The sequence below is a fragment of the Dorea hominis genome, assembly GCF_014287705.1.
Taxonomy (GTDB): Bacteria; Bacillota; Clostridia; order Lachnospirales; family Lachnospiraceae; genus Dorea_D; species Dorea_D hominis.
In genome coordinates, this window is sequence record NZ_JACOOY010000015.1 from 1 (window position 1) to 24,927 (window position 24,927).

Here is a 24,927-nt window from a genome sequence, read left to right on the forward strand (position 1 = left end):
AGACCCCTTGAAGACGACGAGGTAGATAGGTCAGAGGTGGAAGTGTGGTAACACATGGAGCTGACTGATACTAATCGGTCGAGGGCATGACCAAGCAAGGTGATAGGTAAAGGATGAAGTATTTCTTGTATGCAGTTTTGAAGGTATATAAAGTAAGGAGATCAACGATTGTTGGTCTTTTTTTGTTATGGCGAGGAGAAAATTATCTGCTCGATTACAAATCTCCTATTCAAATCTCAAACTATGATAGGGATAAGTTATAGAAAGAAATTATAGAAATCAACAACTTATCCGTATTTGTGAACATGCTTGATCATATTAAAATGTAAGAAAGATTTAGGCAGAATGAAAGGAGATTACGAGAGTATTGAGGAAGATATGAAAAAGATATTAGCTGAATCACTGATTTACGAGATCCTATCTGTAGTGGAAGAAATACCGGAAGAAAAGGTAGCATCCTATGGACAGATCGCTGCCCTGATCGGACGGGAAAAGAATGCAAGACTGGTTGGAAAAGTGCTAAGCGAGGCGGGGGATTACGGAGATTATCCGTGTCACAGAGTGGTAAACCATGCAGGAAGGACAGCTCCGGGCTGGCATATGCAGAGAGCTTCTGAAAGAAGAAGGTGTTATTTTCAAGGAAAATGGATACGTAGACATGCGGAAATGTAAGTGGAATCTGGAAGAGTAAAAAGCTTCAGTGTAAGCGCATCCGAATTCTGTAAAACTTGCAGTTTTTGGGAAAATAGGTTATAATACATAAATTGGTTCGATAACAAGAGATTTTAAAAGGATGAATTTTATGAAAAGAAGTAGAAAACAACATATGCGATGCGGAGTTGCATTAGCATGTGCATTAATGACTGCCGTACCGAGTATACCAGTACAGGCTTCAGAAGTTAACAATCTTGAAAATAAGACAAGTAATCTTAAAAATCAGTTGGATGGACTGAACCAGGATTTGGTAGCAATCAGTGATAAGATATCAGCTACACAGAAGAAGATCGATCAGTCGGATAATGAAGTGTACAGACTGGAAGCATCATTGAAGATTTCTTATAACAATGAAGAGAAGCAGTATGAGAACATGAAGACTCGTATTAAGTATATGTATGAGAATGGTTCTTCTACTATGCTTACGTTACTTCTGAAAGCTGACAGTATGGCTGATTTCCTTAATAAAGCCGATTTCATAGAGAATGTCACAGAGTATGACCGTAATATGCTCGAGAACATGGTTAAGGTGCGTAAGGGAATCGAAGAGCAGGAAAAAGATTTGAAGAAACAGCAACAGGAACTGTCAGATCTCAAGAGTCAGATGGACAGCGAAGAACAGCAGTTAAAAAACAAAGCAGATGCGACATCGACGGATCTGAATGATTTTAATAAGAAGCTTAAGGCCGCACGTGCGGAGCAGGCAAGACAGGAAGAACTTAAGAAGAAGCAGACACAGCAGACAAAGACTGCGAAGAAGTCTACTTCAAAGAAATCCAGCACGAAAAAACACAATAAAAAACCTTCGTCTAATAACAGCGGTAATACCGGAGGAAATACGACAGGCGGTTCCGGAGTTCGTCATGGCAATTATATTATCCCATCCGGCGGTCTGACGCCGCAGAAGGGGCGTATAACGTACAATGGACATACAGAGACATATTATTCCCAGCGTGTTCTTCCAGGCGGTGGATTAGGCATTCCTGGACGTCATATTGCAAGTGACGGAACGATTCGTGACTCAGGCAATTATATTGTTTTAGCAAGTGATGATTATCCGAAAGGAACGGTTGTACAAACGTCTCTGGGACCTGGTAAAGTATACGATACTGGAAGTGGAAGAGGAAACATCGATCTTTATACAGACTGGTAAATGAAATAACGACGGAGAAAAGGACTGTTGCACACTAAAGTGCGATGGTTCTTTTTTACATATATTGAACAGGAGGCTAATCATTAGTTGATCAGCCTCCTGTTTAATAACGACACAATATCAAAAATTAGATACCCAGTATATTAGAGAGAAGTTTATCGATGCTGACGAGTTTTACACTAAGAGTAAAGATCTCGCATGCAGTTTTCAATTCTTCTACTGTCGGATAAGACGGAGCAATACGGATATTGCTGTCTTTCGGATCTTTTCCATAAGGGAAAGTTGCACCGGCATTTGTCATGACCAGACCTGCTTCTTTTGCCTTGGCAACGATAGCTTTGGCACATCCTTCCATAGAATCAAAGGAAATGAAGTAACCGCCACGTGGAGCCATCCAGCTTCCAATTCCAAGACCGGATAATTCGCGGTCAAGAGAAGACAAAACCATGTCAAATTTTGGCCTAAGGATATCTGCATGGCGTTTCATATGCTGAACCATACCATGGATATCTTTAAAATATCTTGCATGTCTTAATTGGTTAAGCTTGTCATGACCGATTGTCTGGATACGCATCTGCTTACGGATGTCTTCGAGGTTTGCATCCGATGCGGCAATAGCACCGATACCGGAACCTGGAAAGCTGATCTTGGAAGTAGAAGAGAACTTGTAAACCATATCCGGGTTGCCCTCTTTCTTACACTCCATCAGAATCTCAATCAGGTAATCCTGCTTATCTTCATATAAATGATGGATTCCGTATGCATTGTCCCAGAAAATACGGAAATCTTCAGCAGCCGGTTTTAATGCTGCAAAACGGTGTACTGTTACATCTGAATATGTGATACCCTGCGGGTTGGAATATTTGGGTACACACCAGATACCCTTTACGGCAGGATCATTATTTACATATTTTTCAACAAGATCCATATCAGGACCGGTTGGAGTCATTGGGATATTGATCATTTCGATTCCAAAATATTCCGTGATAGCAAAATGTCTGTCGTATCCAGGAACCGGACAGAGGAATTTTACTTTATCAAGTTTGCACCATGGTGTACTGCCCATTACGCCATGTGTCATGGAACGTGCAATGGTATCATACATAATATTCAGGCTGGAATTACCAAAGATAACAATATTGTCTTTTGGTACTTCCATCATATCAGCAAGAAGCTGTTTGGCTTCTTTAATTCCATCCAAAACACCGTAGTTACGGCAATCAACACCTTCTTCACAGACAAGATCAGATTCACTTGTCAGAACATCCATCATTTCCATGGAAAGATTTAACTGTTCGGTGGAAGGTTTTCCTCTGGACATGTCAAGATTTAATCCTTTTGCTTTGATTGCTTCAAATTGTGCGTCGAGATCGGATTTTATTTCTAATAACTCTTCTTTTGATAATTCTTCATATGGTATCATTGTCATGCCCTCCGTTATAATTTTTGTAGACTTTTATTATTTTACCATATTTTGACGTTTCGTCAATGCGTTCTTGCAAAAAATAAAAAGAAATGTTGAATTTCCGTAGAAACAAAAAAGAAAATTGAAACATTTTCCGCTCTGTTATTCAAAAAATAAAGTGAAAACGATATGATAAAGGTGTTGCGGAATATGTAGAAATAAATGAAAAGACTGTTAGGAAAAAATGATATGCTCCCTTCTAGGTAGACAAGTGAAATAATAAAAACTTGTCACTTAGGAGGGAGCATATTTTATGCCTAAAAGAAAAGTATCTGTTGAGGATAAGATATATGCTGTAAATCTATATCTGGATGGAAAAGAAAGCCAACGGCGAATTGCCGATATGTTTGATGTAAGTCTCGCATCTGTCCAACAATGGGTTCGAAACTATGAATCTATGGGAGCAAATGCATTCACATTGAAAGGGAATAAAAAATATTCCAAAGAATTGAAACAACAAGCAGTCTTAGATTATTTAGCAGGCTACCCCTCTATATAACGAAACGCTTAAAGGCTGTTTTACAGTGGGGGAAAGAAAAATATAAAAAATTGATGATTAATGATGAGCTTGTGATAGAATGGAAAAAAGAGAAGGGTTCATTATTCAATGTGAAGGTTTGGATGAAGCTACTCGTGAAAAAGAGTACACCATGCTATGGAAACAAATATAGAAATCGGGAATTGGAGGCTATTGAAAATGACTGAAAGAGAAAAAATGCTAAGTGGTGAGTTATACGATCCAACAGATAAAGAATTGGAGCAATTACGCCTGAATGCACGTAAATTAGCAAGAAAATACAATTCGACAGATGAAGATCAGCCAGAAGAGCAAGCACAGATATTGCAAGAATTATTGCCAACAACAGAGGAGCTTCCGTATTTGCAGGCACCTGTTTATTTTGATTACGGATGCAATACTTTCTTTGGAAAACTCAGTTCTGCTAATTTTAATTTTACATGTTTAGATGTATGTGAAATACATATAGGCGATAATGTGATGATTGGCTCAAATGTTACATTGGCAACTCCTATGCATCCATTATTACCTGAAGAACGCAATATCAGAAAGAGAGAAGATGGTAGTTTTTATAATCTAGAATATGCGAAACCAATAACTATAAAAGATAATTGTTGGCTGGCATCTAATATAGTTGTTTGCGGTGGTGTCACCATAGGAGAAGGGTGCGTAATTGGTGCAGGAAGCGTTGTAACAAGAGATATTCCTCCTTATAGTCTGGCAGCTGGAAATCCATGCCGGGTTATTCGCAAGATAACTGAGAAAGATTATATGCCAGATGGAATTAAAAAGAATTGAACAATTCCAGTTGTGTGCCCAGCTAAGGATGTGTAGTCAATTTCACATCAAAATAAGGATATTTATCTCCATCATTCACACACAAACAGTTATGCAACTGTTGATGATAAAGTCGATAAAGTGATGAAAAATAGTCTAAAGGAAAACACATGTATCTTATTTCTATTTATTTTGACGAGAAAACAAATAAAATATTGCAGCGGTATATAGACAGAATTGCAGAAAAATCAGGCAATTATTTTATGATTGAGAATAAAGTACCGCCACATATGACAATTGCTTCGATTGAGGCGAGAAATGTGAATGTTTTGAAGCCGGCATTTGAAGATTTGAATGGAAAATTGTGTGCAGGGAACATGAAGGTTGTTTCGATTGGACAGCTGTTTCCGTATGTACTGTATGCAATGCCTGTGATGAATCAGAAGCTGTTTGATCTGTCTGGGGAAATATATAAAGCATTTTGTGATATTCCCGAGACAACGTTGAGTGAATATTATAAGCCTTTTTCATGGTTGCCACATATAACTCTTGGAAAAACATTGGATAAAGTGCAGATGCAGAAGGCATTTCAGACGATGCAGGAAAAATTCATACCATTTACAGCACGATTTGGAGAGATTGGTTTGGCAAAAGTAAATCCACATGAAGATGTAGCTAAGTTTACATTATTATAAAAACTATTTCACAATTGAAAAATCTTGACTTCACAGCTGTAAAGGATAATAAAAGTTCAAGAGGGTCCGGAATAATTCCAGGCCCTCTTGAATATTAATGAAACGAATTAAAAGCTCTGTTCTTTCATGAGTGAAAGTCTGTATACACGTTTGCCGGTTTCTTCATAATGCTGATCCAAAAGAGCACAGGCTGCCTGGAGGTCGCTGCTTCGGATGGCTTCCAACAAGCTTTGGTGTGTCCATACTGCAGCACCTCCGTTATGAGAGGTGCGTGAATCCGGAGTGTTTGGTTCTAAGCATTTAGCATTCTGAAGCGTTTCAGCATCTCCGTTTAACTGTCCAAAGTGATTAGCATTTTGAACCGAGAGAAACATGGCACCATTCAGGGGGCTTAGAAGCTCCCACATTTTGGTCAATCGATCAAGCTGAGCAGAGCGAATGATCTGTTGGTGAAATATCTCATCTGCGTGAACGGCCTTCATGGTATTACCTTCGAGAACAGCCTTTCGAAATTCTTCAATGCTGGCTTCCATTATCAGGAGACTATAATCACTAAGTCGACAGTTGCTTTTTTGAATTGCCAGTTTTTCGAGGCTGCCGCGTAAAAAGAAAACTTCATACGCATCTTGTGGAGAAAGCAGTGCGACTGTACATCCTTTGTTAGGACAGTAATCGACTAAACCTTCAACGGCAAGCTGTCGCAGTGCTTCGCGTACAGGACCTCGGCTGAGCCCGAATTTCTGGGCAATTTCAGCCTCTACCAGTTTTTCCTGAGGCTGAAGGGTTCCGTTAATAATCTGCTCCCGCAGAGATTTAAGAACAATTTCTGATGTAGTTGTGTTTGATGCTTTTCGTTGTTCCTGCATATTTACCTCATCTAATTTTCAGAATAATCCATTAAAACTTGCGCAACATACTGCATATCAGAAGGTGTGAAGCGTTGATCGCAAGGAACGGATACAATGTGGTCATAAATGTATTGTTCTGATGAATCTGGCAGTGGATGAACCAGCGGACCCACTGGCCAGTAGACAGTCGAACGAATCTGGTGATCTGTCAGGTATTGCTGAAATTCGTCACGTTTTTCGGCATACAGGCAGAAATGGCTTGGAACAGTAGCCTCTGGAAGTTCAGGAAAGGCTACCTGCACACCATGAAGGGGTGCGGTAAGAGCGTCTAAAAGTGCAGCGTAGTTTTCACGTCTTGTCTTGCAAATGTAATCAAAGTCAGCATGGCGAAGGAGATATTCTGAATTATCATCTCCGGCAAAGCTGTCAAATATCTGACGAAGTCGCAGCTCTCCTTCCCAGAAAACATCGCCGTCTCCTGTCTCGTAGTATTCTTTTCGCTGTTTAAGATGTGTTGATTCTACTGGCAGAAGAGGTGTTTCAAAGGTTCCGTTTCGTTTAACAGCGAATCCACCGCAATCAACCCCCATCCATTTTCGGAAGCTTCCGGCAAAATAATCACAGAGAGGATCGATACCGTCAGCTGAGAGCATGGAATGAGTTACATCTTCAAAAATTACAACTCCTTTTTCTTTGCAGGCTTTAACGAAGTCGTGATCATAGTTGCAGAAGCCATAGTAGCCGCAAAGAGATAAAACACTGATTTCATCGATAACAGAAGTATCAAAAATGCTGTGCAAATCTTTGTCCAGCTCATAAAATTTCAGCTGATATCCAGCTTTCTCAAAAGGAGCAAGGACTGTCTCGCAGGTATACAAAGGCACATATGCTACTTTACGCGTATCGTGACGTGCAATCTCCTGTAAACAATAATAGATACCGCATCGTCCAGACATGGTAAATGCCAGATCATCATTAGGTGAGCAGATACGTGAAAAGTATCCGTTTTCGATAGGTTTGCTTGGTTCATAGTTGAATAAACCGCCAATTTTTCGCATGTTTTGTTTCCTCCTTACTAATAGAAAAGTTATACGGGTATCTTTTGTCCGTTATCTAAAAACTAATTACAATTATAGTGGATTGTTAACAAAAGCGAAAGTATTATTTTTTTACAAAAAAATACATGAAAAGTCACACAATAACATTATTAACAATTATTGTTTTGAAAAATTGGTACAAAAGCATAAAAAAGCATGTTATGCAGTTGTAAAAAGTTTTAAAAACACTGTTTAGAGAAAAAAATATGGTGAAAATCAACAAAAATACTGACATTTTTTTGTTGTTAACATCAATTCGAAATTGTTGACAATCCTATTTGCCTAAACTATACTTATTTTATCAAGAGCGGCTCGAAAATTATAGGCGTATCTGTTTGGATATTACGAAATGGGGATAATAACGGACACTACAGCCTGGATAAAGTTAAAGTAGCACAGTAACGAACGGATGTCGGACTGTCCGGTTTCCGGATAGTCCGATTTTCAGAAGAGAATAATTATTATATGTGAAAGGAAAGAAAACTATGAGACTTACAGATTTGACTTGGCCGAAAGCCCAAGAATATTTTGAAAAAAATGATATGGTACTTATTTCTATCGGTAGTATTGAGTGTCACGGTCGTCACATGCCACTTGGAACCGATACACTGATTCCGGATCATTTGTTAGAGAAAATTGAGAAGAAGAGTGATGTTTTGATTGCTCCGACTATTCCATACGGTGCCTGTCAGAGTTTAGCTCCGTATCCGGGTACAATTGATATTGACGTCGAGGTACTCTATCAGTTTTGCCGTCAGATTTTCCTGAGTCTGTATCGTCACGGCGCAAGAAAATTCGTTTTCCTGAACGGACACGGCGGAAACATGAAGATGATTGAGCGCCTTGGCATGGAATTTGAAGATAAGGGCTGTCTGGTTGCTATGCTTAACTGGTGGCTGATGGCATGGGATATGAACCCAGCGTGGAAAGGCGGCCACGGCGGCGGTGAAGAAACAGCTGCAATTCTTGGAATCGATCCATCTTTAGTTGATAAGAGTGAGATCGGTGGGGAGCTTAAGTTTAAGCACCTGTCTGATAATCTGAAGACAACCGGTTTCCGTTCTGTTGAGTTCAAGGGAGTTAGCGTTGATATTATACGTAATACTCCACATGTAACAGACAGCGGCTGGATCGGACCGGATCATCCGAGCACCGCTACAGAAGAGTGGGGCAAGGAGATGCTTGAGACTACAGCAAACTATATTGTTGATTTCATGGAAGAATTCAAGAAAGTAGAACTTTCATAAAGGGGTATTAAAATGGATAAAAAAACGACGCTGGAAATGATTGCAGCAATTTCAAATGCAAACGGTACATCCGGTTTCGAAGATGAAGTGGTTGCAGCGATTCGTCCTTACGCAGAAGGACTTGGAGAAATTAAAGAAGATCGCATGCGCAATCTGTATATCCGCCGCAAAGAAAATAATGGCAAACGTCCGGTTGTTCAGCTTGACGCACATAGTGATGAGGTTGGTTTTATGGTGCAGGCTATCTGCCCGAACGGAACACTTCGCATTATTCAGGTCGGAGGATGGGTTAACCACAATATTCCAGCTCATAAAGTCCTGGTTCGCAACCGATTCGGAGAATATATTCCAGGTCTTACTGCCAGCAAGCCTCCGCATTTCATGACAGAGCAGGAGCGTAAAGCACCTCTGGATATGAAAGATATCACAGTAGATGTTGGTGCTGTTTCTAAAGAAGAAGCAATTGAAAAGTTCGGCATTCGTATCGGTGAACCGGTAGTGCCGGATGTGACATTTACATATTCAGAAAACACAGATCTGATGGTGGGCAAGAGCTTTGACTGCCGTCTGGGATGTGCGGCAATTCTTAAGACTATGCATACACTGGCTGGTGAGGATCTGAATGTTGATATTGTTGGCGCTTGTGCAGCACAGGAAGAGGTTGGTGTACGTGGTGCTACCGTGACAGCACAGGTGATTAAGCCGGATATTGCAATTGTTTTTGAAGGATGCCCGGCAGATGATACTTGTGTTGAAGAGTATATGGTTCAGACAGCTATCAAGCGCGGACCGATGCTGCGTCACATTGATTCCCGTATGATCACGAATCCACGTTATCAAAGATATGCGTTGGATTTGGCAGAAAAGCTTGGTATTCCGGTTCAGGATTCAGTTCGTAGTGCCGGTTCAACCAATGGTGCAGCTATACATTTGACTGAAAAAGCAGTTCCGGTTATCGTTATCGGAGTTCCGGTTCGCTATGCACATACGCATTATGGAATTTCAGCTTATGCCGACTTTGATAATGCTGTTAAGCTGGCATGCGAAATTCTTAAAAGACTTGACGAAGAACAGATTATGAGTTTTTAAAAATCTATAATGTGTACTACATATAATATGTAAAAGAAATTCTGGATTTTATGCAGGAGCTGAGATAAGCAGAAACTGCATAAAATCCTTTTTTATTTAGTGAAAGAAATGATGTCAAAATCCGAAGTCTATGTGTTTGAAATGGATAAAATGATACAAGGATAAGTTGCTGTCGATATTATCAGAAATCATAAGACAACAAGAAAAGTAATACATAAAAATAGTGGAAAAATCGTTCATAAAACGATATAATATATGGACGAAACTGGAGGTGAGAAAGATAACTATGGAAGAAGAAATTCGCAATACAAAACAAAAAAGAATTTCTATTGCATTGACAATTGTTTCGATATTTGTAGAAATAATTGCCTGTTTAATATGGCTGGCACCAGTTTCAGGGTTTTTCATATACCCATTTGTAAGTGGATTCGCGGTAGCATTAAACATTATCAGTCTTATTATATCAAGAAAAAATAAAGCAATAGTGATAATCAATGGATTGATCAGTATTGTATTAGTTGGATTGATTGCTTATGACTTGATTTGTTGCTTGAGATTTTTTATAGGATTTTGACAGAGTGCTAAATTATTAGAAACAATGCAACATATGCAGGACTAAAAGGGGATGGCATGACTTTGGACAAAGCATAAGAGCGAGAAACAGAAATGTGGAATCAGATTTTCAAAGAATGTACCGGATTTTGGCCGTGGTACCGGAGATATTTCATTTCAATATTTGCAGTATCAGCCTACACATAAAACATTGGGAATTGATGCCTCAAAAGTCGGTATTCAATTTGCAACGGAAACGGCAAGATTGAGTGATTATAAAACAGCAGCTTTTGAGTATCCCTGGCAGGAGGGAATGAATCGCCTGTTCGTTTACCAAAGCCTGTAAAAGTATGTATTTGAGAGGAAGAAAATGATGAGAAAAGTAATTGGTGTTATGCCACTGTATGATAGAGAAAAGAAATGTTATTGGATACAGCCGGATTATCTGGAAATGTTGGAAGCAGAAAATGCGATACCTATGTTACTTCCTTTGACAAGTAACCATAATGAGTTAGATTATTTCCTTGAAATATGCGGTGGATTCTTATTAACCGGAGGACCGGATGTGGCGCCTTCTATTTATAACGAGGAGCAAAAACCATGGTGTGGGACTTTGTGTGAGGCACGAGATGAAATGGAACAGTATATTTTAAAGAAAGCAGTCGAAAAAGACCGTTCTGTTTTAGGTGTCTGCCGTGGTATACAGCTAATGAATGTCTGTTACGGGGGAACTTTGTATCAAGACCTGAAGTCGGAATATGATAGCGATCTCGACCATCGTATACAACCGTCATACAATGAAATGATACATTTTAATACAATACAAAAAGATACCCCGCTTTATGATCTTTTAGGTAAAGAGCAAATGAAAGTGAACAGCTACCATCATCAGGCAGTTAAAAAATTATCGCCTCAATTTAAGCAAATGGCAATTTCAGAAGACGGCTTGATCGAGAGCATTTATATGCCGGATCGTAAATATGTAGTTGGTGTTCAGTGGCATCCTGAATTTTTATATCAGAAAGATGAAAACAACCGAAAGATTATATGCTCTTTTGTTGATTCAATATAGATGAGAAGTAGAATTTTATAGAAAAATCTTGACTTTACAGTTGTAAAGAAGTAGAAGAACAACGTGTTTGACGGCTTGCCAGGAGGCAGGCCGTCATTTTATTGATAATGAAGAGTATGGTCTTTACCATGTAGTGTGTCCGGGAAGCTGCAGCAGATATGAGTTTGCAAGAACGATCCTGAGTCTTACAGGAAAGACAGGAGAACTGGAATTGTATCCGGTTGTAAAGGAAGACGCTGCACGCCCGACTTATTCCGTTTTGGATAATATGATGCTCCGTCTCACAGGTATCGAGGAACCGCAAGATTGGAAGACAGCTTTGAAAGAATATCTGGATGAGACAGGAGGAATGGAATAATGACGAAAAATACTGCAGAAAAAACAAAGAAGAAACTTGGTATATCAAAAATCAGTTGACAAACAGAAAAGACACAGATAGAATGAAACTAACTGGAAGCGAGGAAGCTATGGCAGAGATGCTGTAGCTTTTTTATTTAAAATAAGAAAGGTTGAGAGAATATGGAACTGAAAGCATTTGAGTATGAATTACCGGTACATTTGATTTTCGGAGCAGGAAAAGCAGAGTGCATTGGAAAAGAAGTAAAAAAATACGGAAAAAAAGTGTTGATCGTAACCGGACGTGGGAGTACAAAGCGTTCCGGATTACTGGATCGCGTAGAAAAATTGCTGGAGGCAGAAGGCCTGGAGCATTTGCTGTTTGATGAGGTGGAACCGAATCCACTTGCCTCTACGGCAGAAAAAGGAGCACAGATTGCACGTGAAAATGGCTGTGAAGTAGTACTTGGCCTGGGCGGTGGAAGTATTATGGACTGTTCGAAATCCATCGCATTTGCAGCAGTAAATGAAGGAAAAATATTTGATTATATTTATGGAAAAAAGACTGGTAAAGGAGCACTGCCGTTGATTCTTGTACCGACGACCTGCGGAACCGGAAGTGAAGGAAACTGTTTTGCAGTACTGACAGATGATGAGACGAAGGACAAAAAGTCTTTGCGGGATTATTCTGTGATTGCCAAAGCATCTGTTATTGATCCGGAACTGATGATGACAATGCCGAAGAAAGTTCTGGCATCGGTTGGCTTTGATGCGCTCTGCCATTGTATGGAAGCATATTTAAGCAAAGCATGTGCGCCGGTAACGGAATTATTTGCAAAAGAAGGAATCCGATTGATCGGTGAAAATCTGGTTAAAGCGTATGAAAATTATGAAGATAAAGATGCGTGGGGCGCGATTTCACTTGCAAGTACTTATGGCGGAATGGTGATCAATCAGGCAGGAGTTGCAGCGTCTCATGGCCTGGAACATCCGGCAAGTGGGCTTAGAAATATTACACATGGAAGAGGACTTGCGGCACTGACGCCGGTTATTTATAAGAAGAGTATTCCGGCAGCACCGGAAAGATTTGCTGAGATTGCAAGACTTCTCGGCGGGAAAGATGAAAATGAACTGGTCGATATTTTAGAGCAGTTATTGGAAACGCTGGAACTTAAAACATCTCTGGGCAACGAAGGTGTAAAAATGGAAGATGTAGACTGGATGACAGAGAATGCATTCAAGGTATCTCTTGCAAGCATTAATAATCACCCGAGAGTATTTACAAAAGAAGAAGTGCGGGAGATTTATATAGAAGCGATGTAATGCTGCCAGAGACAGTTTGTGGAAGCATGAAGTGAGTGAGAACCTGAGAGTATTATATTAAGTAAAGAATTATAATAAGGCGGTGGTATAGAATTGGACATCTATACCACCGCCTTATTTTATCGCTGTGATTAAAGTTTATGACAATTCATCGTCTGAAAATTAAAACAGCAGATGAACCGGAGTACATAGAATAACTTACATCTAAAATTCGTTTTTTGCATCCTTGCAGGCAAGGATGTGATCCAAAATATGAAAAGCAACCTCTTCCTTGCTCATGATCGGAAGCTCTATAGTGGTATCTTTCGTCAGGATTGTCACGATATTCGTATCTGTTTCAAAACCGGCGCCGGCTTCTTTTAAGTTGTTAGCAATTACCATATCTAAATGTTTCTTATCCAGCTTCTTTCTGGAATTTTCAATCATGTTCTGCGTTTCCATAGAAAAGCCACATAAAAACTGCCCCGGTTTTTTGTGATCGCCGAGGTATTTTAAAATGTCATCGGTGCGTTCCAGTTCAATAGAAAGCTGTCCGTCTGCTTTTTTTGTCTTTTCAGAAGCAACAATAGCAGGACGGTAATCAGCGACAGCAGCAGCTTTGATGATGAGATCCATGTCGGCACTTCTCTCGGTGACTGCTTCGTACATATCACATGCAGTTACGACAGGAATCGTTTCAACAAAAAGCGGAGGAGTCAGGGATGTTTTTCCGGTTACGAGAGTGACATCCGCACCACGTAGCATACAGGCTCTGGCAAGATTATAGCCCATTTTCCCGGAAGAATGATTGGTAATATAACGGACTGGATCAATTGCCTCCTGGGTAGGTCCGGCTGTGATCAGTACTTTCATGCCTGTCATATCTTTTTCGCATGCACATGTTCTGTAAATATATTGAAGCAAAGTATCCGGTTCCGGCATTTTTCCGGCTCCGGTGTCACCACAGGCGAGACGTCCGCTTGCCGGTGTGATGACTTCCATTCCATAAGACTGCAGGCGTTTCAGATTATCCTGTGTGATTGGATTCTCATACATGGCGGTATTCATTGCCGGAGCAATCAGTTTTGGCGCTTTGCTTGCGAGAATCGTTGTTGTCAGCATATCATCAGCAAGACCGTGTGCCAGTTTTGCAATGACGTTTGCAGTTGCAGGGGCAACCATGATGACATCTGCCATCTGTGCAAGAGATACGTGTTCTACTTTAAATTCAAAATTGCGGTCGAAAGTATCAATGATACATTTGTGCCCGGTCAGAGTTTCAAATGTGACAGGTGTAATAAAATTTGTTGCATTTTCAGTCATGATCACATGGACATCTGCGCCGGTTTTTACAAGACTGCTTGCAAGAGTTGCAGTTTTGTATGCGGCAATGCCACCTGTTACGCCAAGCAAGACATGTTTATCTTTTAAGTTCATAAAAAAACCTCTTTCTATTCTGATATTTTCTGATATTCTAATGTTCACTATATCGTTTTTTTTAGAATCTTGCAAGTGGATGACTTCCCTGTGGTTATGAAATGCTTCATAATATGAAAGACAAACTTATACTAAACGCTAAATAATTTATAACATTTAGCAAAAACGATTGTTAAAATAATTGCAAAGGAGACGATTCTCTTCTTTCATTCTGGCGGTGGTGTGACAATCAGTGGTGTAGAAGTGCTTTTACAGGTAGATTTTGCACAGAAGATTCTGAAGTCCTGCATAGAACAGAGAATTAAAGAGAATCTGATTCGTTTAAATAAAGAATTTAAAGAAGATATCCATATAAGAATTTCGACGATTCTGACAGTAAATTTATCTGAAAAAAATATGAAAGAAATTCCTTCCGAAAATCTATCATAAAGCAAAGATTGTAGAATTATAAAGTACGTGAAATTATACAAGAAAATCCTTGTGCTATCGTGTCTGGGATGATACAATAACGAGCGTAATTGTATTGTATCCTGCAAGGCAGGAATGATAACAAGGAGGAATTGAATAATGAAAACAAAGAAACACGACACAAAGTGGATGGTAAGTGTTGCACTTATGGCAGCAATTGTAATCGTACTGGCGAACACACCGCTTGGGATGATCCAGCTTCCGATTATTAAGGCGACAACGGTACACATCCCGGTAATTCTCGGAGCAATTTTACTTGGACCGGCAGCAGGAGCAATTCTTGGCGGCGTATTTGGTATTTGCTCTCTGATCAGCAACACGATGGCTCCAACATTGTTATCCTTTGCATTCTCACCATTTATGAGCACAACAGGACTTACTGGTGCAGTAAAGGCAATCTGGATATCTGTAGGATGCAGAATTTTGATCGGAGTAGCTGCAGGATGGCTCTGGATTTTGTTTGAGAAGATTAAGATGAATGCAGTTATTGCACTTCCAATTGTTGGATTTGCAGGATCAATGGTGAATACAATCTGTGTGATGGGAAGTATTTATCTCTTGTTTGCAAAGCAGTATGCAGAAGCAAAAGATGTTGCGGTCAGTGCAGTATGGGGCCTTGTCATGGGAACCGTAACAGCATCCGGAATCCCGGAAGCGATTGCAGCAGCAGTGCTTGTACTCGCAATTGGAAAAGTCCTGCTCAGTGTATTCAAGAAGATGGATATCGGAATAGGACGTGCAGAAGTGGCAAAATAAATATAATACAGAATATAATTATAAGGCGGCAGATTTTTCTGTCGCCTTATTTATGCGATAGGAAATCATGCCTTCTAAATAAAGGGATATAAAAATTAAATGAAAAAATTTAGAAAAAATATTGACATATAGTGCTAATCTGTGGTATAAATATCTAGTGTCAATCACACAGACAAGCACATAGGGGATTGGTCAAGTGGTATGATAGGGGTCTCCAAAACCTTTGGCGGGAGTTCGATTCTCTCATCCCCTGTTGACCGAAGAGTCAGAAACCTTGAATTTCCAAGGCTTCTGGCTTTTTTCATTTTCTAGATAATTCCAATGTAGTCAAGTATGTAGTCAAACAGGAATTATTCCTAAAATGAGATAGCATTTTCAATCTGTTTTTCTTTGTTTTTCGTTGTTTTATTGCTGAAATAATATAATTTTTTTGTTGTACTGATATCACTGTGTCCCATTTGTTCTGTAATAAATCCCTCATCTACATCACTGTCTATTAAGGTTGTTCCATAAGTCTTTCGTATCTTGTGCATGGTACGATGTGGGATATGTAATTCATTACATATTCTGGACAGTCTTTTATTAAAAGTATTTCCTCTGATACGTTTTCCGTTATGCTCAAATAAATATGTTCCCGATGTATTCAGTTCCAATATTTGATTCAACGTATCCAGTGCGGTAGAGGATATGATTAAATCCCGATTACCAGCATCTGTTTTAGCGTGTTCTTTTACAGCTACAATCCATTTATTGTTTTCGTCTCGGTATTTATCTTCGGTATGTCTGATTTTAATAATACGTCCGTGTAAGTCTTCTTTCTTTAGAGTGCTTAGTTCACCGACACGTAAACCTGTCTGAAATGTAAGCAGAATACCAAGATTATAAATATCCGGCTTTGCTTTCAGACGTTGAATGACTACGGGAATTTCATCTTCCATAAACACTTCTTTCTGCTTATCTATAATCTTCCGTTTAAAAAGATTATTCGGCAGTTCTAAATCTCCAAAAAATTCAGTGATACTGATTGCAGTATACTTTTTCTTCTTACCGTATTTGAAGATACCACGAATCAATGTCCGTAATCCGGCATATGCCTTTCTAGTAAGTGTAAGGTCACGAATGGTGCATTTGATAAATACTTCCAAATCATCTTCTGTGACATTTTTAAATTTCTTTTTGGTAATTGAAACAGAAGTGTAGTGGAAAAATCTTTTGTAATCGTTCACGTATCTGTCATAAGACGCTTTCTGTATCTCGCCGAAATCCAGTTTGCGATTTATCCATTCATAGAAAACATCATCAATATAAATTTCTTCCTGTAGAGCCTTGTAAAACTCTACAATGACATTTTCCAGTTCTTCACGGGTATTTCTGCGTCTGTAAAGTCGGTTTCCGTCTTGTTGTGGAAGATACGTGGAATAAATTTCTTTTCCCGATTTGTCTGTTGTTACTGTAATTGCGTAAACATGCTGTGCAAGTATTTCCTTTCTTTCCATATCTGTTATATCATTCAGCATGGTATCTAAAGAGATTATACCTGTTTGGATTGCGTAATTCAATAAATCTGTATCGTCGTAAGCGTTGGGTTCAGTCATAAATTACATCAATATGATAAGGGTATTGTCTCAAAATATCTTGTGCCTATTTAATTTTTCTGTGTATAGTTAATGCCCTGTATTTTTTTATTTTAAATTTATATTGTCATTTATCTGTTATTATGGGCGAATCATTCAGATATTTCGCTTACTCATTATCAGAATAACTCCTTTCTGTTATTGGTAGTTTGGAAGATTTTTTGTAATCTTCATAAATTTTTATCTGGGTATCATTCATCTTTGCCTGTTCGATTAATACCTGTATATAATCGCAGTTATCCAGTTCTCCGATTTTTGAAAATAATTTTAAAGACGGAGCAACGGAACTTTCTAACCAGTTCCAGATACTATCAAGTGTCTTTTTCTGCGGTTGAATTGTCAGCTTTATTTTCTCTATATCTTGCATAAATAATTCCCAAGGGGGATAAGTAGGATAAAGTCTTTTCCGTGAAGTAGATTTGTTTTCCGGCTGTTCAAGAAAACGGATTTTACCATTTAGTACAGACATTGCAATCTCTGCAACATCACGTCTGGCGATTAATTCCTGTACAACTTTATTTGCCCGTTCCTGTCGGAATCGCAGTTCATATCTGTTCCAGTTCGGGTCTAATTCTTTGCCAAATTTTTCTGCCTGTTCGTACCCTTTTTCATAGAAAACAATTCGGAAATCACTGTTGCTACTCCCAAGATAAAGCGTGTTTCCTTTATGAACAGGTATTGATTCACTTAATTCACCAGAAGCATTTTCAGAATAATTACGTAACTGACTAGATATTAAGCCTTGCTTTGTTAAACGTATCAGTTCTGGAATGTTAAGATATGGTTTATGGTCATCTATTGCTAAATCAATTCGTGGAAAATTCACATGATACTGACATACCCTTGCGAAGAAATCAAACCATGTTTCTTTGTTTATCACAAGGAAGTTTTCATAATTTCTACAGCCAGAGCCACTCATTAATATCTGAAATCCATTGTACTGCATTTTACCAGTCGGTTTTAGAATCTTGATATTATCAAATCCGGCAACCAGTTCATGTCCGGCAATTCCTTTCCCTTTATTCTGAAGTTCCATAAGTGAAAGAGGAATTTTTAGGATGTCCGTTATGACAGTGAATAAATCTACATCTTTCGCTGTAATCTGACACCAGTCAATCAAGGCTGTCAGACTGTTTTTTTGTCGTGTTACCCTCCTGTTAGTATAGGAGGGTTCTGAAAGAACTGATTTACTTCTTTCTTCCAAATAATAATCCTCCTTTGCCGATAGTGGCAGAGCCACTATCCCTGTCTCTTTTACTGTCCGTTTGGTACGGACAGCAAGAGACAGGAAGTTCATATGTTACTATGCATTTTTCTGGGAAATACAACGAATCCCTTTACAGGTTACACGTTCTACCAGTGTAGGATAATTTCCTCTCTGAACATATGGAGCATAGACAGGTGTATCCAGTTCCACTACAGAATATGGCTCGATAGTTGGGATTTCTGTCATTTCCAGTCGAATATCAACACTGTTACCAAGTTTCATACTTCCAAGATGAAGTTTGACCGCTTCGATATCTTCGGTTTTCTTTCTGGTATCTTTGTCATAGCGGTAGCAATAATCAGCTCCCATATAACGAAGTTCCCCGAATACCTCTTTGATCTGTTCTTTTGTTAATGTAATCTGCATAAGCATTATCCTTTCTCCCCGTATCACCGATAGGACAGTCGTCTTAATAAGTATTGAAATCCATGGATATTTGAAGTTTAGTTATTTCTAAACTATTTAAATCATAACATTGAGCAAAACGAAAATCAATATAAAGTTTAGAAATTTATAAACTTTTTATTTTCTTTGCAGAGTATTTATGATATAGTGAGTACAGAATAAATGAATCAGCCACACAGAGAAAGTAGAGGATATCGAAATGAACACAATTGCAGAACGAATCAGATTTGCGATGAATGTAAGAAATGTAAAGCAAGTGGAAATGGTACAGCGAACAGGAATTACAAAGGGTGCGTTTAGTTCTTATCTTTCTGGAAATTACAATCCCAAAAAGGATAAATTGGAACTGATTGCTGACGCACTGGATATCAATATTAACTGGTTAATGGGTGAAAATGTGCCTATGGAAAATATCAGTGCTACAGATAATCAGACTACGGGATATGTATTTTACAAAGAAATGGAATACTTATTGAATAACACCGACACGGCATATATCGGATTTCAGACACAGTATGGGGCATTAATCCCAAGATATCAAATATATGTAAATGTCAGTTTAAATGAAATGCATATCGTACCTATTTTCTTACGGGAAGATTCAAAAGAGTATTATCAATATCCAAAAGAACTTACTCAACCAGAATCATATGAGATATTTACAAGGGATTTTTCCAGTATTCATATGACACTTGCCACTTCTCAGATATATTATTATGGAATCAATGAAAAGACATTGGAAACGGAAATCTTTTCGTTTGCCTATTCGTCCGAAAAAAATTGCTATGTAGCGAGTGATTGTCAGCCTGTCTTGTGTGATGAATTTGTCCGTGAAATCGAAAAGGAAGTGCTTTATCTCCGGAAAGTTTCCAGATAACAGACAAGAGGACTTGCAAGGTTGGTGACCTTTCAAGTCCTCTATATAGCATGGTTGTATTGGATACCGTCCGTTCTGTCAAGGACTGCCCTAACGGCGTATCGGCTTCGCCTTGTTCCTTGACATCACTAGATGACGAAAATCTTATTTATAAAATGAAAACATGGAAATATTCAGTAGGATATCAGCATTCAAACATTATTTTAGAATGAACTTATAAAAATCAATTAATATTTAAATTCGTTTTATTGCTTTCAAATTTTTCTATTAGATTTTTCCCCATTACAATAATTTCTTTTTTCCAAGGATTTCCAAATATTCCATATTTCCAGTCAGAATCAAAAAATAAATGATAATCCCCATTCGGATAGTAGGTAGGAAAATAAACAGTACATTTTCTGTTAGTGTCATAATATTCATAATCACAAGGGATATATTCTTTTGGGGAAAATGTAAAACAGTCATGTTGCCAATCAAAAGCATACATTTTATCACTTACCAACTCTTCCAAAAAAGAATTAATTAGATGCTCCTGTTCATCTGACCAAGGAGTGTCTTTGTGATACGTCTTATTCTCAATGGGGATTTTTATCCATTCAAATTGTCCGTGTATCTTGGGTGTGAATTTATATTCATTATATAATTTGTTCCATAAGAGATTTTCTGTATTTTGCGGAATAATTTTCAATATTATATTCCCCCTGCTGTTATATTATCCTACTCTTTATTATGTAAATTTCTTAAGATGTGATAATACATTTTCATATCCTCATCTACTTGCTCTTTACTTCGCATACTATAAGTGTCTAAGTTAGCTGTATCTACGCTTAAACCAAGCATTCTACAGATAACATCAACTTGCCACACCTCAAGTGGAATTTCCAATTTCCTATCGTCATATGCATCTATTACTAATGTTACAGATTTAATATTATCTTTTCTTTTGATGTTATTTTTCATCGTATTGTATCCTTACTTTACAAGTGTGAATTTATCTCTTTATATTTTGGTCAGCATACGAGTATACTTTATCCCAAAAAGATTCATAATCATTATTTAGAGCAAGATTATAATAGTAAATATCTGTATTTTCTTGTGAAGAGTCATTTTCAAAAGCGGTTAGTACTTTTGCTTCTTCAATCAATCCCATATCAGTGAGAGCTTCAATAACATTCTTATAAGATTTAAAGTCTAAACCATTCATGGCTAATTCTGTGTCATAATCTATGACTGTTATAATATTTTGAATCCAAGATGGCAAATTTCCGAACTCTTTTCGGACTTCTGCATGTTCATAAATATCTGCCATTGCTTGAACAAAGTCTTCACCATTGGTAATCTCTGATAAAGCCTTATCTATAAAATTCATCTATATACCCTCTTTTCAATAAAATTCAATTTTCTGTAACTATTGTATCATTAAACGATAAGTAAGTCATATGAAAATCTAAATCATTTTTCGTATATTTGAATCTTAAATTTATCAGCATTGTTTTTAACATTATTACCGTCATTATCTGATGAATATATAATCTGATACATACGTTGATTATGCTCATAACTCCACTCATTGGAATAAACAGATATAACTATTTCGTTCGGATAACCTGTAATATCATAAGAAAAGCGAACGTTTCTATATTTATTCTCAACTGCCTTTTCAATGAGTTCTTCTGCATATTTTTCTTTGTCTAAGTTAAACAGCTTATTAGCAATGACATCAAACTCTTGTTTATAAAAAGTATCAGAAGTGCTGACCATAGTGTTAACAGCTTGTTCTTCACGTCCGTATTGTAAATATCCCAGAAGAGCAATAATACATATCAATATTCTCATAATAATATAGCGTTTTCTCATACGACACCTTTCAAATTAGTGTTCGCATACGAACACTATTATAAATGCTATTTTACGCTAATAATAATTACATAGCAAGGAATTATGAAAGAAAGCGGAAAATTCGTGAGATGATTAAATACGATAAATTATGGGAGACAATGAAAGCCAAAGGCATTTCACAATATGATTTGTATACGCATTATCATATGAACCGTTCTCAACTGAACAGATTAAGACATAATCAGAATGTTGAAGTGAATACGATTGATAAGCTGTGTAATATATTGGATTGTAATGTAGAAGATATTATGACACACTATCCAGACGATAATGTATTTTAGAGGAGATATGAAGTGACGCATGAAAAAGATGATACCATGCCGAACGATTTCTCCTTTCTTGTTTTTTACCACCCATGTTGTCAAAAGGTAGTCAAATGTAGTCAAAACTCAATCGAAGAAATGCTTATTTTATGGGGATTGTGAGGAGTTCCCACAGGGTTCGATTCTCTCATCCCCTGCTCTTTAAGAATCTGAAAGTTAAGACTTTCAGGTTCTTTTTGTTTTATAGAAGTTAACCCGGATCCTTCCGAAGCATTAAGCGAAGATATGGTTTTGATACTGATGGGAACGAACAAAGTACCAGAAGAAATTTAAGAAAAATGAAAATGATTTCCAAATTATATTGACAAGATTAAATGCTGTGATAAAATGAAAACGATTTCCAAATTGAAGGGGAGAGATCGAAATGGCAAAAGCCAGATACAAGACAAAACAGATGACAGAGTTAGTTAATTATTTGAAATCTATACAAGGACAGCATGTTACTGTACAGGAAATTTTGTGTTAATAGCTGTAGTTTCTCTGTTTCCGGCATACGGTTGGATTTTGCTTACGTTCTCCTTGGTAAGCCAGAAGGTCAGGATGAATGATTGAATAAAACGTTTCTGAAAAATAGGATGGTATAAAAAGATACCGTCTTGTTTTTGTATGCTTTTTTAGAAAATATGCAAAATAACGGAGGGCTTTATTCATAAAAAAGCAAGAACATGGAACTGACCATGCTCCTTGATAATGGTGTGGATTTACACAGCTATCAACCGACAACAGCAGATCTTGCAAAAGTATCAGATTGTGATCTGTTCATCTATGTAGGAGGAGAGTCTGATGCATGGGTAGACGGTGCACTGAAAGAAGCTTTGCAGTAGGAGGTTCCGATATGCAGATCAGTTGTCAGAATTTGGCAGTTGGATATTTACCGCAGCAGACAGCTATACAAAAAGATTTTCCGAACAGGAAAGAAATAGTCAGGATGAATACCCCAAAGATGAGATAGAGATAGAGGTAACTGGTAAATTCGAAACATATAAAGAATTCGAAGATGATATGTTGTATGGTCATCTTGTAAATTTAAAATTACAGATAAAATGAGAAAAGAAAAAAATGAAACTGATTGCAAAGAAAATAAAAGAATACATAAAGAAAAGTAAAAGAGCAAAGCTATATGGAATATTCGGAATGATATATCTGATTATGGTTATATTTGTTATGAATGATGCCTGGTTGTATCAGACGCCGATTGCAAAACTGACAAAAGTTGAGACAAGCAAGGTGGGAGAGAATAAGAGCACCCGTGGAACACATGAGATCAAATATAAGCAAAAGATTCGGGGTGTCGTGCTGAATGGGAAAAATAAAGGAGAAGTTGTTGACTTTTCCAATGAATACACAGATACAGGAATGTTGAAACAGAAATATCACAAAGGCGATAAAGTACTGTTGAGTGGATCTTACAGTAATGTGGGTTCCGGTATTCAAGGAAAGAAAAGGGATGCTGAACTTGTCATATTATTGGGACTTTTGATATTTATATTGATGACCATTGCGGGAAAGAAAGGCATACTCACTATCGTGACGGTGGGAATCAACATCATAATATTTGCAATCGGATTTCTAAGCAGTAGTGATGAGGCAGACGTGGTAGCAATCTGTAATAAAATGGTAATTTTCTTTGCAGTTTTTACATTGGTTGGTTTAAACGGAATCCATAGAAAAACATGGGCAGCGCTAGTGTCAACATTGCTCGTACTGGCGATGATCATGGGAGTATTTGACGTTGTGATTCGTCATGTTGATGAGTTAGATTATTCTACGATGGAATATTTGGGAAGCATTGATACTCCGGACAAGATTTTTCATGCGGAGATTTTGTTGTCTGGACTTGGAGCGATTATGGATGTTGCAGTGGCAATTGCAGCGGCGCTGAGTGAACTTGTTACGAAGAAGCCGGAAGTTACATTCCGGGAGTTGTTTCGGTCCGGAAGAGAGATTGGATATGACATTATGGGAACAATGATTAATGTGTTGCTTTTTGTATTTGGATGTGGTTTGATTCCGATGTGTCTGATCAGAATGAATAACAGTGTTCGGCTTATGACGATTATCAGATTGCATATACCTTGCGAATTATGTAGATTCTTTGTAGAGAGTATTGGAATTGTATTGGCAATACCTGTATCCATTCTGATCACATCTGTGATGATGAAATTAACAGTGAGGAAGGTGAAGAAGACATGTTGATAATACTTGGTTTGCTGTTACTGTTCTTGATTGTCGTTATTGGTGGAGACAGAGGGGTTGTATCCATTATTTCATTGTGTGGAAATATGCTGTTTCTAAGTTTGGCAATCTGGCTCATGGCCGCGGGTGCACCGGTGCTTCTGGTTACAGTCGGAGCAGCTGTCATTATTTCCTGCATAACGTTATTTTATCAAAATGGCACAAATGTCAAGACAAAGAGTGCATTTATAGCAACATTACTGACAATGACAGTTCTATTTGTTTTTATCTATATAATAGTATGGAGCAGCGAAACGGGAGGGCTGAATGAGATTCAGGCGGCGGAAGAGGATGTGTTGTATTATAATATGGATCTTGATATCAATATGCGTAATGTTGCAATAGCTGTGATTATACTCAGTACATTAGGAGCTGTGCTTGATATGGCGCTTACTGTGACAACTTCTGTATATGAAATCAGCATTCATAAACCGGATATGAGTATTGTGGAAATTATAGAAAGTGGAATACAGATTGGAAGAGAAGTAATCGGAACAACAGTGAATACATTACTATTTGCTTATCTTGGAGAATCTTTATTGCTATTTTCGTATTTGAAGATGCGGAATTATACGCTGGAAACATTATTGAATTCAAAAATACTGTTTCAAAATTGTGTATCTATGATATTTGGTGCGATTGCATGCGTTATCGTGATGCCGATGGCGGCATTATTGATAGGTAAACAAAGCAGAAAAGCCTGAAAATAGATAAAAGACATTCGAATTATTTGACAAGGTATTCCTACTTTTGGTATCATGG

29 protein-coding genes, 1 tRNA gene, 1 rRNA gene and 2 pseudogenes are annotated in these 24,927 nt (G+C 37.9%); 22 read left to right on the forward strand and 11 right to left on the reverse strand.

The window, feature by feature from the left end; genetic code table 11:
* From H8S07_RS10990 to H8S07_RS11000, 3 genes are all read left to right on the forward strand, one after another.
* Positions 1 to 94: ribosomal RNA gene (locus H8S07_RS10990) — 23S ribosomal RNA — on the forward strand; the annotation flags it as partial.
* A 284-nt stretch (positions 95 to 378) separates the two neighbouring features.
* A complete protein-coding gene (locus tag H8S07_RS10995) occupies positions 379 to 672 on the forward strand; it encodes an MGMT family protein (protein WP_330598564.1) in 294 nt (97 codons plus the stop codon).
* Between the two features lie 130 nt (positions 673 to 802).
* Entirely contained in the window at positions 803 to 1,867 is a 1,065-nt protein-coding gene (locus H8S07_RS11000; protein WP_186856006.1) for a coiled-coil domain-containing protein, read from the forward strand.
* A 127-nt stretch (positions 1,868 to 1,994) separates the two neighbouring features.
* Here the strand turns inward: H8S07_RS11000 and H8S07_RS11005 are convergent, their stop codons facing one another.
* Entirely contained in the window at positions 1,995 to 3,290 is a 1,296-nt protein-coding gene (locus H8S07_RS11005) for a PLP-dependent aminotransferase family protein (RefSeq protein ID WP_186856047.1), read from the reverse strand.
* 295 nt (positions 3,291 to 3,585) lie between these two features.
* On the opposite strand from H8S07_RS11005, the gene H8S07_RS11010 reads away from it, so the two are divergent.
* The 4 genes and pseudogenes from H8S07_RS11010 (at position 3,586) to H8S07_RS11020 (ending at position 5,321) form a co-directional block, all read left to right on the forward strand.
* The gene (locus H8S07_RS11010; RefSeq protein WP_186856007.1) at positions 3,586 to 3,831 is read left to right on the forward strand and encodes a helix-turn-helix domain-containing protein; all 246 of its coding nucleotides are present in this window, start codon (positions 3,586 to 3,588) and stop codon (positions 3,829 to 3,831) included.
* 85 nt (positions 3,832 to 3,916) lie between these two features.
* Positions 3,917 to 4,003 (forward strand): annotated as a pseudogene (locus tag H8S07_RS15035) (GNAT family N-acetyltransferase); the annotation flags it as partial.
* A 26-nt stretch (positions 4,004 to 4,029) separates the two neighbouring features.
* Complete coding sequence (locus tag H8S07_RS11015) at positions 4,030 to 4,647, forward strand: sugar O-acetyltransferase (RefSeq protein ID WP_186856008.1); 618 nt, start codon at positions 4,030 to 4,032, stop codon at positions 4,645 to 4,647.
* A 242-nt stretch (positions 4,648 to 4,889) separates the two neighbouring features.
* Positions 4,890 to 5,321 (forward strand): 2'-5' RNA ligase family protein, encoded by a 432-nt coding sequence (locus H8S07_RS11020; protein ID WP_243060540.1) that lies wholly within the window; start codon positions 4,890 to 4,892, stop codon positions 5,319 to 5,321.
* Positions 5,322 to 5,428: 107 nt separating this feature from the next.
* On the opposite strand, the gene H8S07_RS11025 is transcribed toward H8S07_RS11020, so the two are convergent.
* Positions 5,429 to 6,187: a GntR family transcriptional regulator gene (locus H8S07_RS11025; protein ID WP_186856009.1), complete on the reverse strand. Its 759-nt coding sequence runs from the start codon at positions 6,185 to 6,187 to the stop codon at positions 5,429 to 5,431.
* A gap of 11 nt (positions 6,188 to 6,198) precedes the next feature.
* Positions 6,199 to 7,227 (reverse strand): aspartate aminotransferase family protein, encoded by a 1,029-nt coding sequence (locus H8S07_RS11030; RefSeq protein ID WP_186856010.1) that lies wholly within the window; start codon positions 7,225 to 7,227, stop codon positions 6,199 to 6,201.
* A 524-nt stretch (positions 7,228 to 7,751) separates the two neighbouring features.
* Between H8S07_RS11030 and H8S07_RS11035 the strand changes: the two genes are divergently transcribed.
* The 6 genes from H8S07_RS11035 to H8S07_RS11060 all read left to right on the forward strand — a co-directional run bounded on the left by H8S07_RS11035 (position 7,752) and on the right by H8S07_RS11060 (position 12,885).
* Entirely contained in the window at positions 7,752 to 8,513 is a 762-nt protein-coding gene (locus H8S07_RS11035) for a creatininase family protein (RefSeq protein ID WP_186856011.1), read from the forward strand.
* 12 nt (positions 8,514 to 8,525) lie between these two features.
* Positions 8,526 to 9,602: a M42 family metallopeptidase gene (locus tag H8S07_RS11040; RefSeq protein ID WP_118661153.1), complete on the forward strand. Its 1,077-nt coding sequence runs from the start codon at positions 8,526 to 8,528 to the stop codon at positions 9,600 to 9,602.
* A gap of 286 nt (positions 9,603 to 9,888) precedes the next feature.
* A complete protein-coding gene (locus H8S07_RS11045) occupies positions 9,889 to 10,176 on the forward strand; it encodes a hypothetical protein (protein WP_021860039.1) in 288 nt (95 codons plus the stop codon).
* A 348-nt stretch (positions 10,177 to 10,524) separates the two neighbouring features.
* On the forward strand, positions 10,525 to 11,226 hold the full coding sequence (locus tag H8S07_RS11050; RefSeq protein WP_021860037.1) for a gamma-glutamyl-gamma-aminobutyrate hydrolase family protein: 702 nt from the start codon (positions 10,525 to 10,527) through the stop codon (positions 11,224 to 11,226).
* Positions 11,227 to 11,293: 67 nt separating this feature from the next.
* Positions 11,294 to 11,584 (forward strand): sugar nucleotide-binding protein, encoded by a 291-nt coding sequence (locus H8S07_RS11055; protein WP_186856012.1) that lies wholly within the window; start codon positions 11,294 to 11,296, stop codon positions 11,582 to 11,584.
* A 161-nt stretch (positions 11,585 to 11,745) separates the two neighbouring features.
* Complete coding sequence (locus H8S07_RS11060; protein ID WP_186856013.1) at positions 11,746 to 12,885, forward strand: iron-containing alcohol dehydrogenase; 1,140 nt, start codon at positions 11,746 to 11,748, stop codon at positions 12,883 to 12,885.
* A 204-nt stretch (positions 12,886 to 13,089) separates the two neighbouring features.
* Here the strand turns inward: H8S07_RS11060 and coaBC are convergent, their stop codons facing one another.
* Positions 13,090 to 14,301, reverse strand: coding sequence for a bifunctional phosphopantothenoylcysteine decarboxylase/phosphopantothenate--cysteine ligase CoaBC (gene coaBC / locus H8S07_RS11065; protein WP_186856014.1), 1,212 nt, complete (start codon positions 14,299 to 14,301; stop codon positions 13,090 to 13,092).
* A 222-nt stretch (positions 14,302 to 14,523) separates the two neighbouring features.
* Between coaBC and H8S07_RS11070 the strand changes: the two genes are divergently transcribed.
* The 3 genes from H8S07_RS11070 to H8S07_RS11080 all read left to right on the forward strand — a co-directional run bounded on the left by H8S07_RS11070 (position 14,524) and on the right by H8S07_RS11080 (position 15,778).
* A complete protein-coding gene (locus tag H8S07_RS11070; protein WP_186856015.1) occupies positions 14,524 to 14,730 on the forward strand; it encodes a hypothetical protein in 207 nt (68 codons plus the stop codon).
* A 138-nt stretch (positions 14,731 to 14,868) separates the two neighbouring features.
* On the forward strand, positions 14,869 to 15,525 hold the full coding sequence (locus H8S07_RS11075) for an ECF transporter S component (RefSeq protein WP_021860032.1): 657 nt from the start codon (positions 14,869 to 14,871) through the stop codon (positions 15,523 to 15,525).
* A 182-nt stretch (positions 15,526 to 15,707) separates the two neighbouring features.
* Positions 15,708 to 15,778 (forward strand) — tRNA-Trp (locus H8S07_RS11080).
* 103 nt (positions 15,779 to 15,881) lie between these two features.
* On the opposite strand, the gene H8S07_RS11085 is transcribed toward H8S07_RS11080, so the two are convergent.
* From H8S07_RS11085 to H8S07_RS11095, 3 genes are all read right to left on the reverse strand, one after another.
* On the reverse strand, positions 15,882 to 17,021 hold the full coding sequence (locus H8S07_RS11085) for a tyrosine-type recombinase/integrase (protein ID WP_242997437.1): 1,140 nt from the start codon (positions 17,019 to 17,021) through the stop codon (positions 15,882 to 15,884).
* A 247-nt stretch (positions 17,022 to 17,268) separates the two neighbouring features.
* Positions 17,269 to 18,399: a replication initiation factor domain-containing protein gene (locus tag H8S07_RS11090; protein WP_408640170.1), complete on the reverse strand. Its 1,131-nt coding sequence runs from the start codon at positions 18,397 to 18,399 to the stop codon at positions 17,269 to 17,271.
* A gap of 63 nt (positions 18,400 to 18,462) precedes the next feature.
* Positions 18,463 to 18,792: a hypothetical protein gene (locus H8S07_RS11095; RefSeq protein ID WP_117650033.1), complete on the reverse strand. Its 330-nt coding sequence runs from the start codon at positions 18,790 to 18,792 to the stop codon at positions 18,463 to 18,465.
* Between the two features lie 238 nt (positions 18,793 to 19,030).
* Here H8S07_RS11095 and H8S07_RS11100 point away from each other — a divergent pair, with 238 nt between their 5' ends.
* On the forward strand, positions 19,031 to 19,708 hold the full coding sequence (locus tag H8S07_RS11100) for a helix-turn-helix domain-containing protein (protein WP_118001019.1): 678 nt from the start codon (positions 19,031 to 19,033) through the stop codon (positions 19,706 to 19,708).
* A gap of 223 nt (positions 19,709 to 19,931) precedes the next feature.
* Here the strand turns inward: H8S07_RS11100 and H8S07_RS11105 are convergent, their stop codons facing one another.
* From H8S07_RS11105 to H8S07_RS11120, 4 genes are all read right to left on the reverse strand, one after another.
* Positions 19,932 to 20,396, reverse strand: coding sequence for a DUF2716 domain-containing protein (locus H8S07_RS11105; RefSeq protein WP_181975440.1), 465 nt, complete (start codon positions 20,394 to 20,396; stop codon positions 19,932 to 19,934).
* Positions 20,397 to 20,425: 29 nt separating this feature from the next.
* Complete coding sequence (locus H8S07_RS11110; RefSeq protein WP_117649997.1) at positions 20,426 to 20,668, reverse strand: hypothetical protein; 243 nt, start codon at positions 20,666 to 20,668, stop codon at positions 20,426 to 20,428.
* 31 nt (positions 20,669 to 20,699) lie between these two features.
* Positions 20,700 to 21,077 carry a hypothetical protein gene (locus H8S07_RS11115; protein WP_117649998.1) on the reverse strand — a complete coding sequence of 126 codons (378 nt, stop codon included), beginning with the start codon at positions 21,075 to 21,077 and terminating at the stop codon, positions 20,700 to 20,702.
* Positions 21,078 to 21,160: 83 nt separating this feature from the next.
* A complete protein-coding gene (locus tag H8S07_RS11120) occupies positions 21,161 to 21,565 on the reverse strand; it encodes a hypothetical protein (protein ID WP_117890480.1) in 405 nt (134 codons plus the stop codon).
* Positions 21,566 to 21,675: 110 nt separating this feature from the next.
* On the opposite strand from H8S07_RS11120, the gene H8S07_RS11125 reads away from it, so the two are divergent.
* The 5 genes and pseudogenes from H8S07_RS11125 to H8S07_RS11150 all read left to right on the forward strand — a co-directional run bounded on the left by H8S07_RS11125 (position 21,676) and on the right by H8S07_RS11150 (position 24,869).
* Positions 21,676 to 21,888 carry a helix-turn-helix domain-containing protein gene (locus H8S07_RS11125; RefSeq protein ID WP_004846074.1) on the forward strand — a complete coding sequence of 71 codons (213 nt, stop codon included), beginning with the start codon at positions 21,676 to 21,678 and terminating at the stop codon, positions 21,886 to 21,888.
* A 704-nt stretch (positions 21,889 to 22,592) separates the two neighbouring features.
* Positions 22,593 to 22,745 (forward strand): annotated as a pseudogene (locus H8S07_RS11135) (metal ABC transporter solute-binding protein, Zn/Mn family); the annotation flags it as partial.
* A gap of 31 nt (positions 22,746 to 22,776) precedes the next feature.
* A complete protein-coding gene (locus tag H8S07_RS11140) occupies positions 22,777 to 22,977 on the forward strand; it encodes a hypothetical protein (RefSeq protein ID WP_207722422.1) in 201 nt (66 codons plus the stop codon).
* 12 nt (positions 22,978 to 22,989) lie between these two features.
* A complete protein-coding gene (locus H8S07_RS11145; RefSeq protein ID WP_021860029.1) occupies positions 22,990 to 24,126 on the forward strand; it encodes a YibE/F family protein in 1,137 nt (378 codons plus the stop codon).
* Positions 24,120 to 24,869, forward strand: a complete 750-nt coding sequence (locus H8S07_RS11150) for a YibE/F family protein (RefSeq protein ID WP_021860028.1) — start codon at positions 24,120 to 24,122, stop codon at positions 24,867 to 24,869. The genes H8S07_RS11145 and H8S07_RS11150 overlap by 7 nt, the downstream gene beginning before the upstream one ends.
* Positions 24,870 to 24,927 lie beyond the last annotated feature (58 nt).

Bases quoted from the DNA above. Each gene is read 5' to 3' on its own strand.
- H8S07_RS11020 (WP_243060540.1), top strand. From the start codon at position 4,890: ATGATTGAGAATAAAGTACCGCCACATATGACAATTGCTTCGATTGAG.
- H8S07_RS11010 (WP_186856007.1), top strand. From the start codon at position 3,586: ATGCCTAAAAGAAAAGTATCTGTTGAGGATAAGATATATGCTGTAAAT.
- H8S07_RS11085 (WP_242997437.1), bottom strand. From the start codon at position 17,021: ATGGAAAGAAAGGAAATACTTGCACAGCATGTTTACGCAATTACAGTA.
- H8S07_RS11005 (WP_186856047.1), bottom strand. From the start codon at position 3,290: ATGATACCATATGAAGAATTATCAAAAGAAGAGTTATTAGAAATAAAA.
- H8S07_RS11125 (WP_004846074.1), top strand. From the start codon at position 21,676: ATGATTAAATACGATAAATTATGGGAGACAATGAAAGCCAAAGGCATT.
- H8S07_RS11000 (WP_186856006.1), top strand. From the start codon at position 803: ATGAAAAGAAGTAGAAAACAACATATGCGATGCGGAGTTGCATTAGCA.
- H8S07_RS11045 (WP_021860039.1), top strand. From the start codon at position 9,889: ATGGAAGAAGAAATTCGCAATACAAAACAAAAAAGAATTTCTATTGCA.
- H8S07_RS11030 (WP_186856010.1), bottom strand. From the start codon at position 7,227: ATGCGAAAAATTGGCGGTTTATTCAACTATGAACCAAGCAAACCTATC.
- H8S07_RS11110 (WP_117649997.1), bottom strand. From the start codon at position 20,668: ATGAAAAATAACATCAAAAGAAAAGATAATATTAAATCTGTAACATTA.
- H8S07_RS11050 (WP_021860037.1), top strand. From the start codon at position 10,525: ATGATGAGAAAAGTAATTGGTGTTATGCCACTGTATGATAGAGAAAAG.
- H8S07_RS11150 (WP_021860028.1), top strand. From the start codon at position 24,120: ATGTTGATAATACTTGGTTTGCTGTTACTGTTCTTGATTGTCGTTATT.
- H8S07_RS11035 (WP_186856011.1), top strand. From the start codon at position 7,752: ATGAGACTTACAGATTTGACTTGGCCGAAAGCCCAAGAATATTTTGAA.
- H8S07_RS11060 (WP_186856013.1), top strand. From the start codon at position 11,746: ATGGAACTGAAAGCATTTGAGTATGAATTACCGGTACATTTGATTTTC.
- coaBC (WP_186856014.1), bottom strand. From the start codon at position 14,301: ATGAACTTAAAAGATAAACATGTCTTGCTTGGCGTAACAGGTGGCATT.
- H8S07_RS11145 (WP_021860029.1), top strand. From the start codon at position 22,990: ATGAAACTGATTGCAAAGAAAATAAAAGAATACATAAAGAAAAGTAAA.
- H8S07_RS11075 (WP_021860032.1), top strand. From the start codon at position 14,869: ATGAAAACAAAGAAACACGACACAAAGTGGATGGTAAGTGTTGCACTT.
- H8S07_RS11095 (WP_117650033.1), bottom strand. From the start codon at position 18,792: ATGCAGATTACATTAACAAAAGAACAGATCAAAGAGGTATTCGGGGAA.
- H8S07_RS11015 (WP_186856008.1), top strand. From the start codon at position 4,030: ATGACTGAAAGAGAAAAAATGCTAAGTGGTGAGTTATACGATCCAACA.
- H8S07_RS11040 (WP_118661153.1), top strand. From the start codon at position 8,526: ATGGATAAAAAAACGACGCTGGAAATGATTGCAGCAATTTCAAATGCA.
- H8S07_RS11100 (WP_118001019.1), top strand. From the start codon at position 19,031: ATGAACACAATTGCAGAACGAATCAGATTTGCGATGAATGTAAGAAAT.
- H8S07_RS11115 (WP_117649998.1), bottom strand. From the start codon at position 21,077: ATGAATTTTATAGATAAGGCTTTATCAGAGATTACCAATGGTGAAGAC.
- H8S07_RS11120 (WP_117890480.1), bottom strand. From the start codon at position 21,565: ATGAGAAAACGCTATATTATTATGAGAATATTGATATGTATTATTGCT.
- H8S07_RS10995 (WP_330598564.1), top strand. From the start codon at position 379: ATGAAAAAGATATTAGCTGAATCACTGATTTACGAGATCCTATCTGTA.
- H8S07_RS11025 (WP_186856009.1), bottom strand. From the start codon at position 6,187: ATGCAGGAACAACGAAAAGCATCAAACACAACTACATCAGAAATTGTT.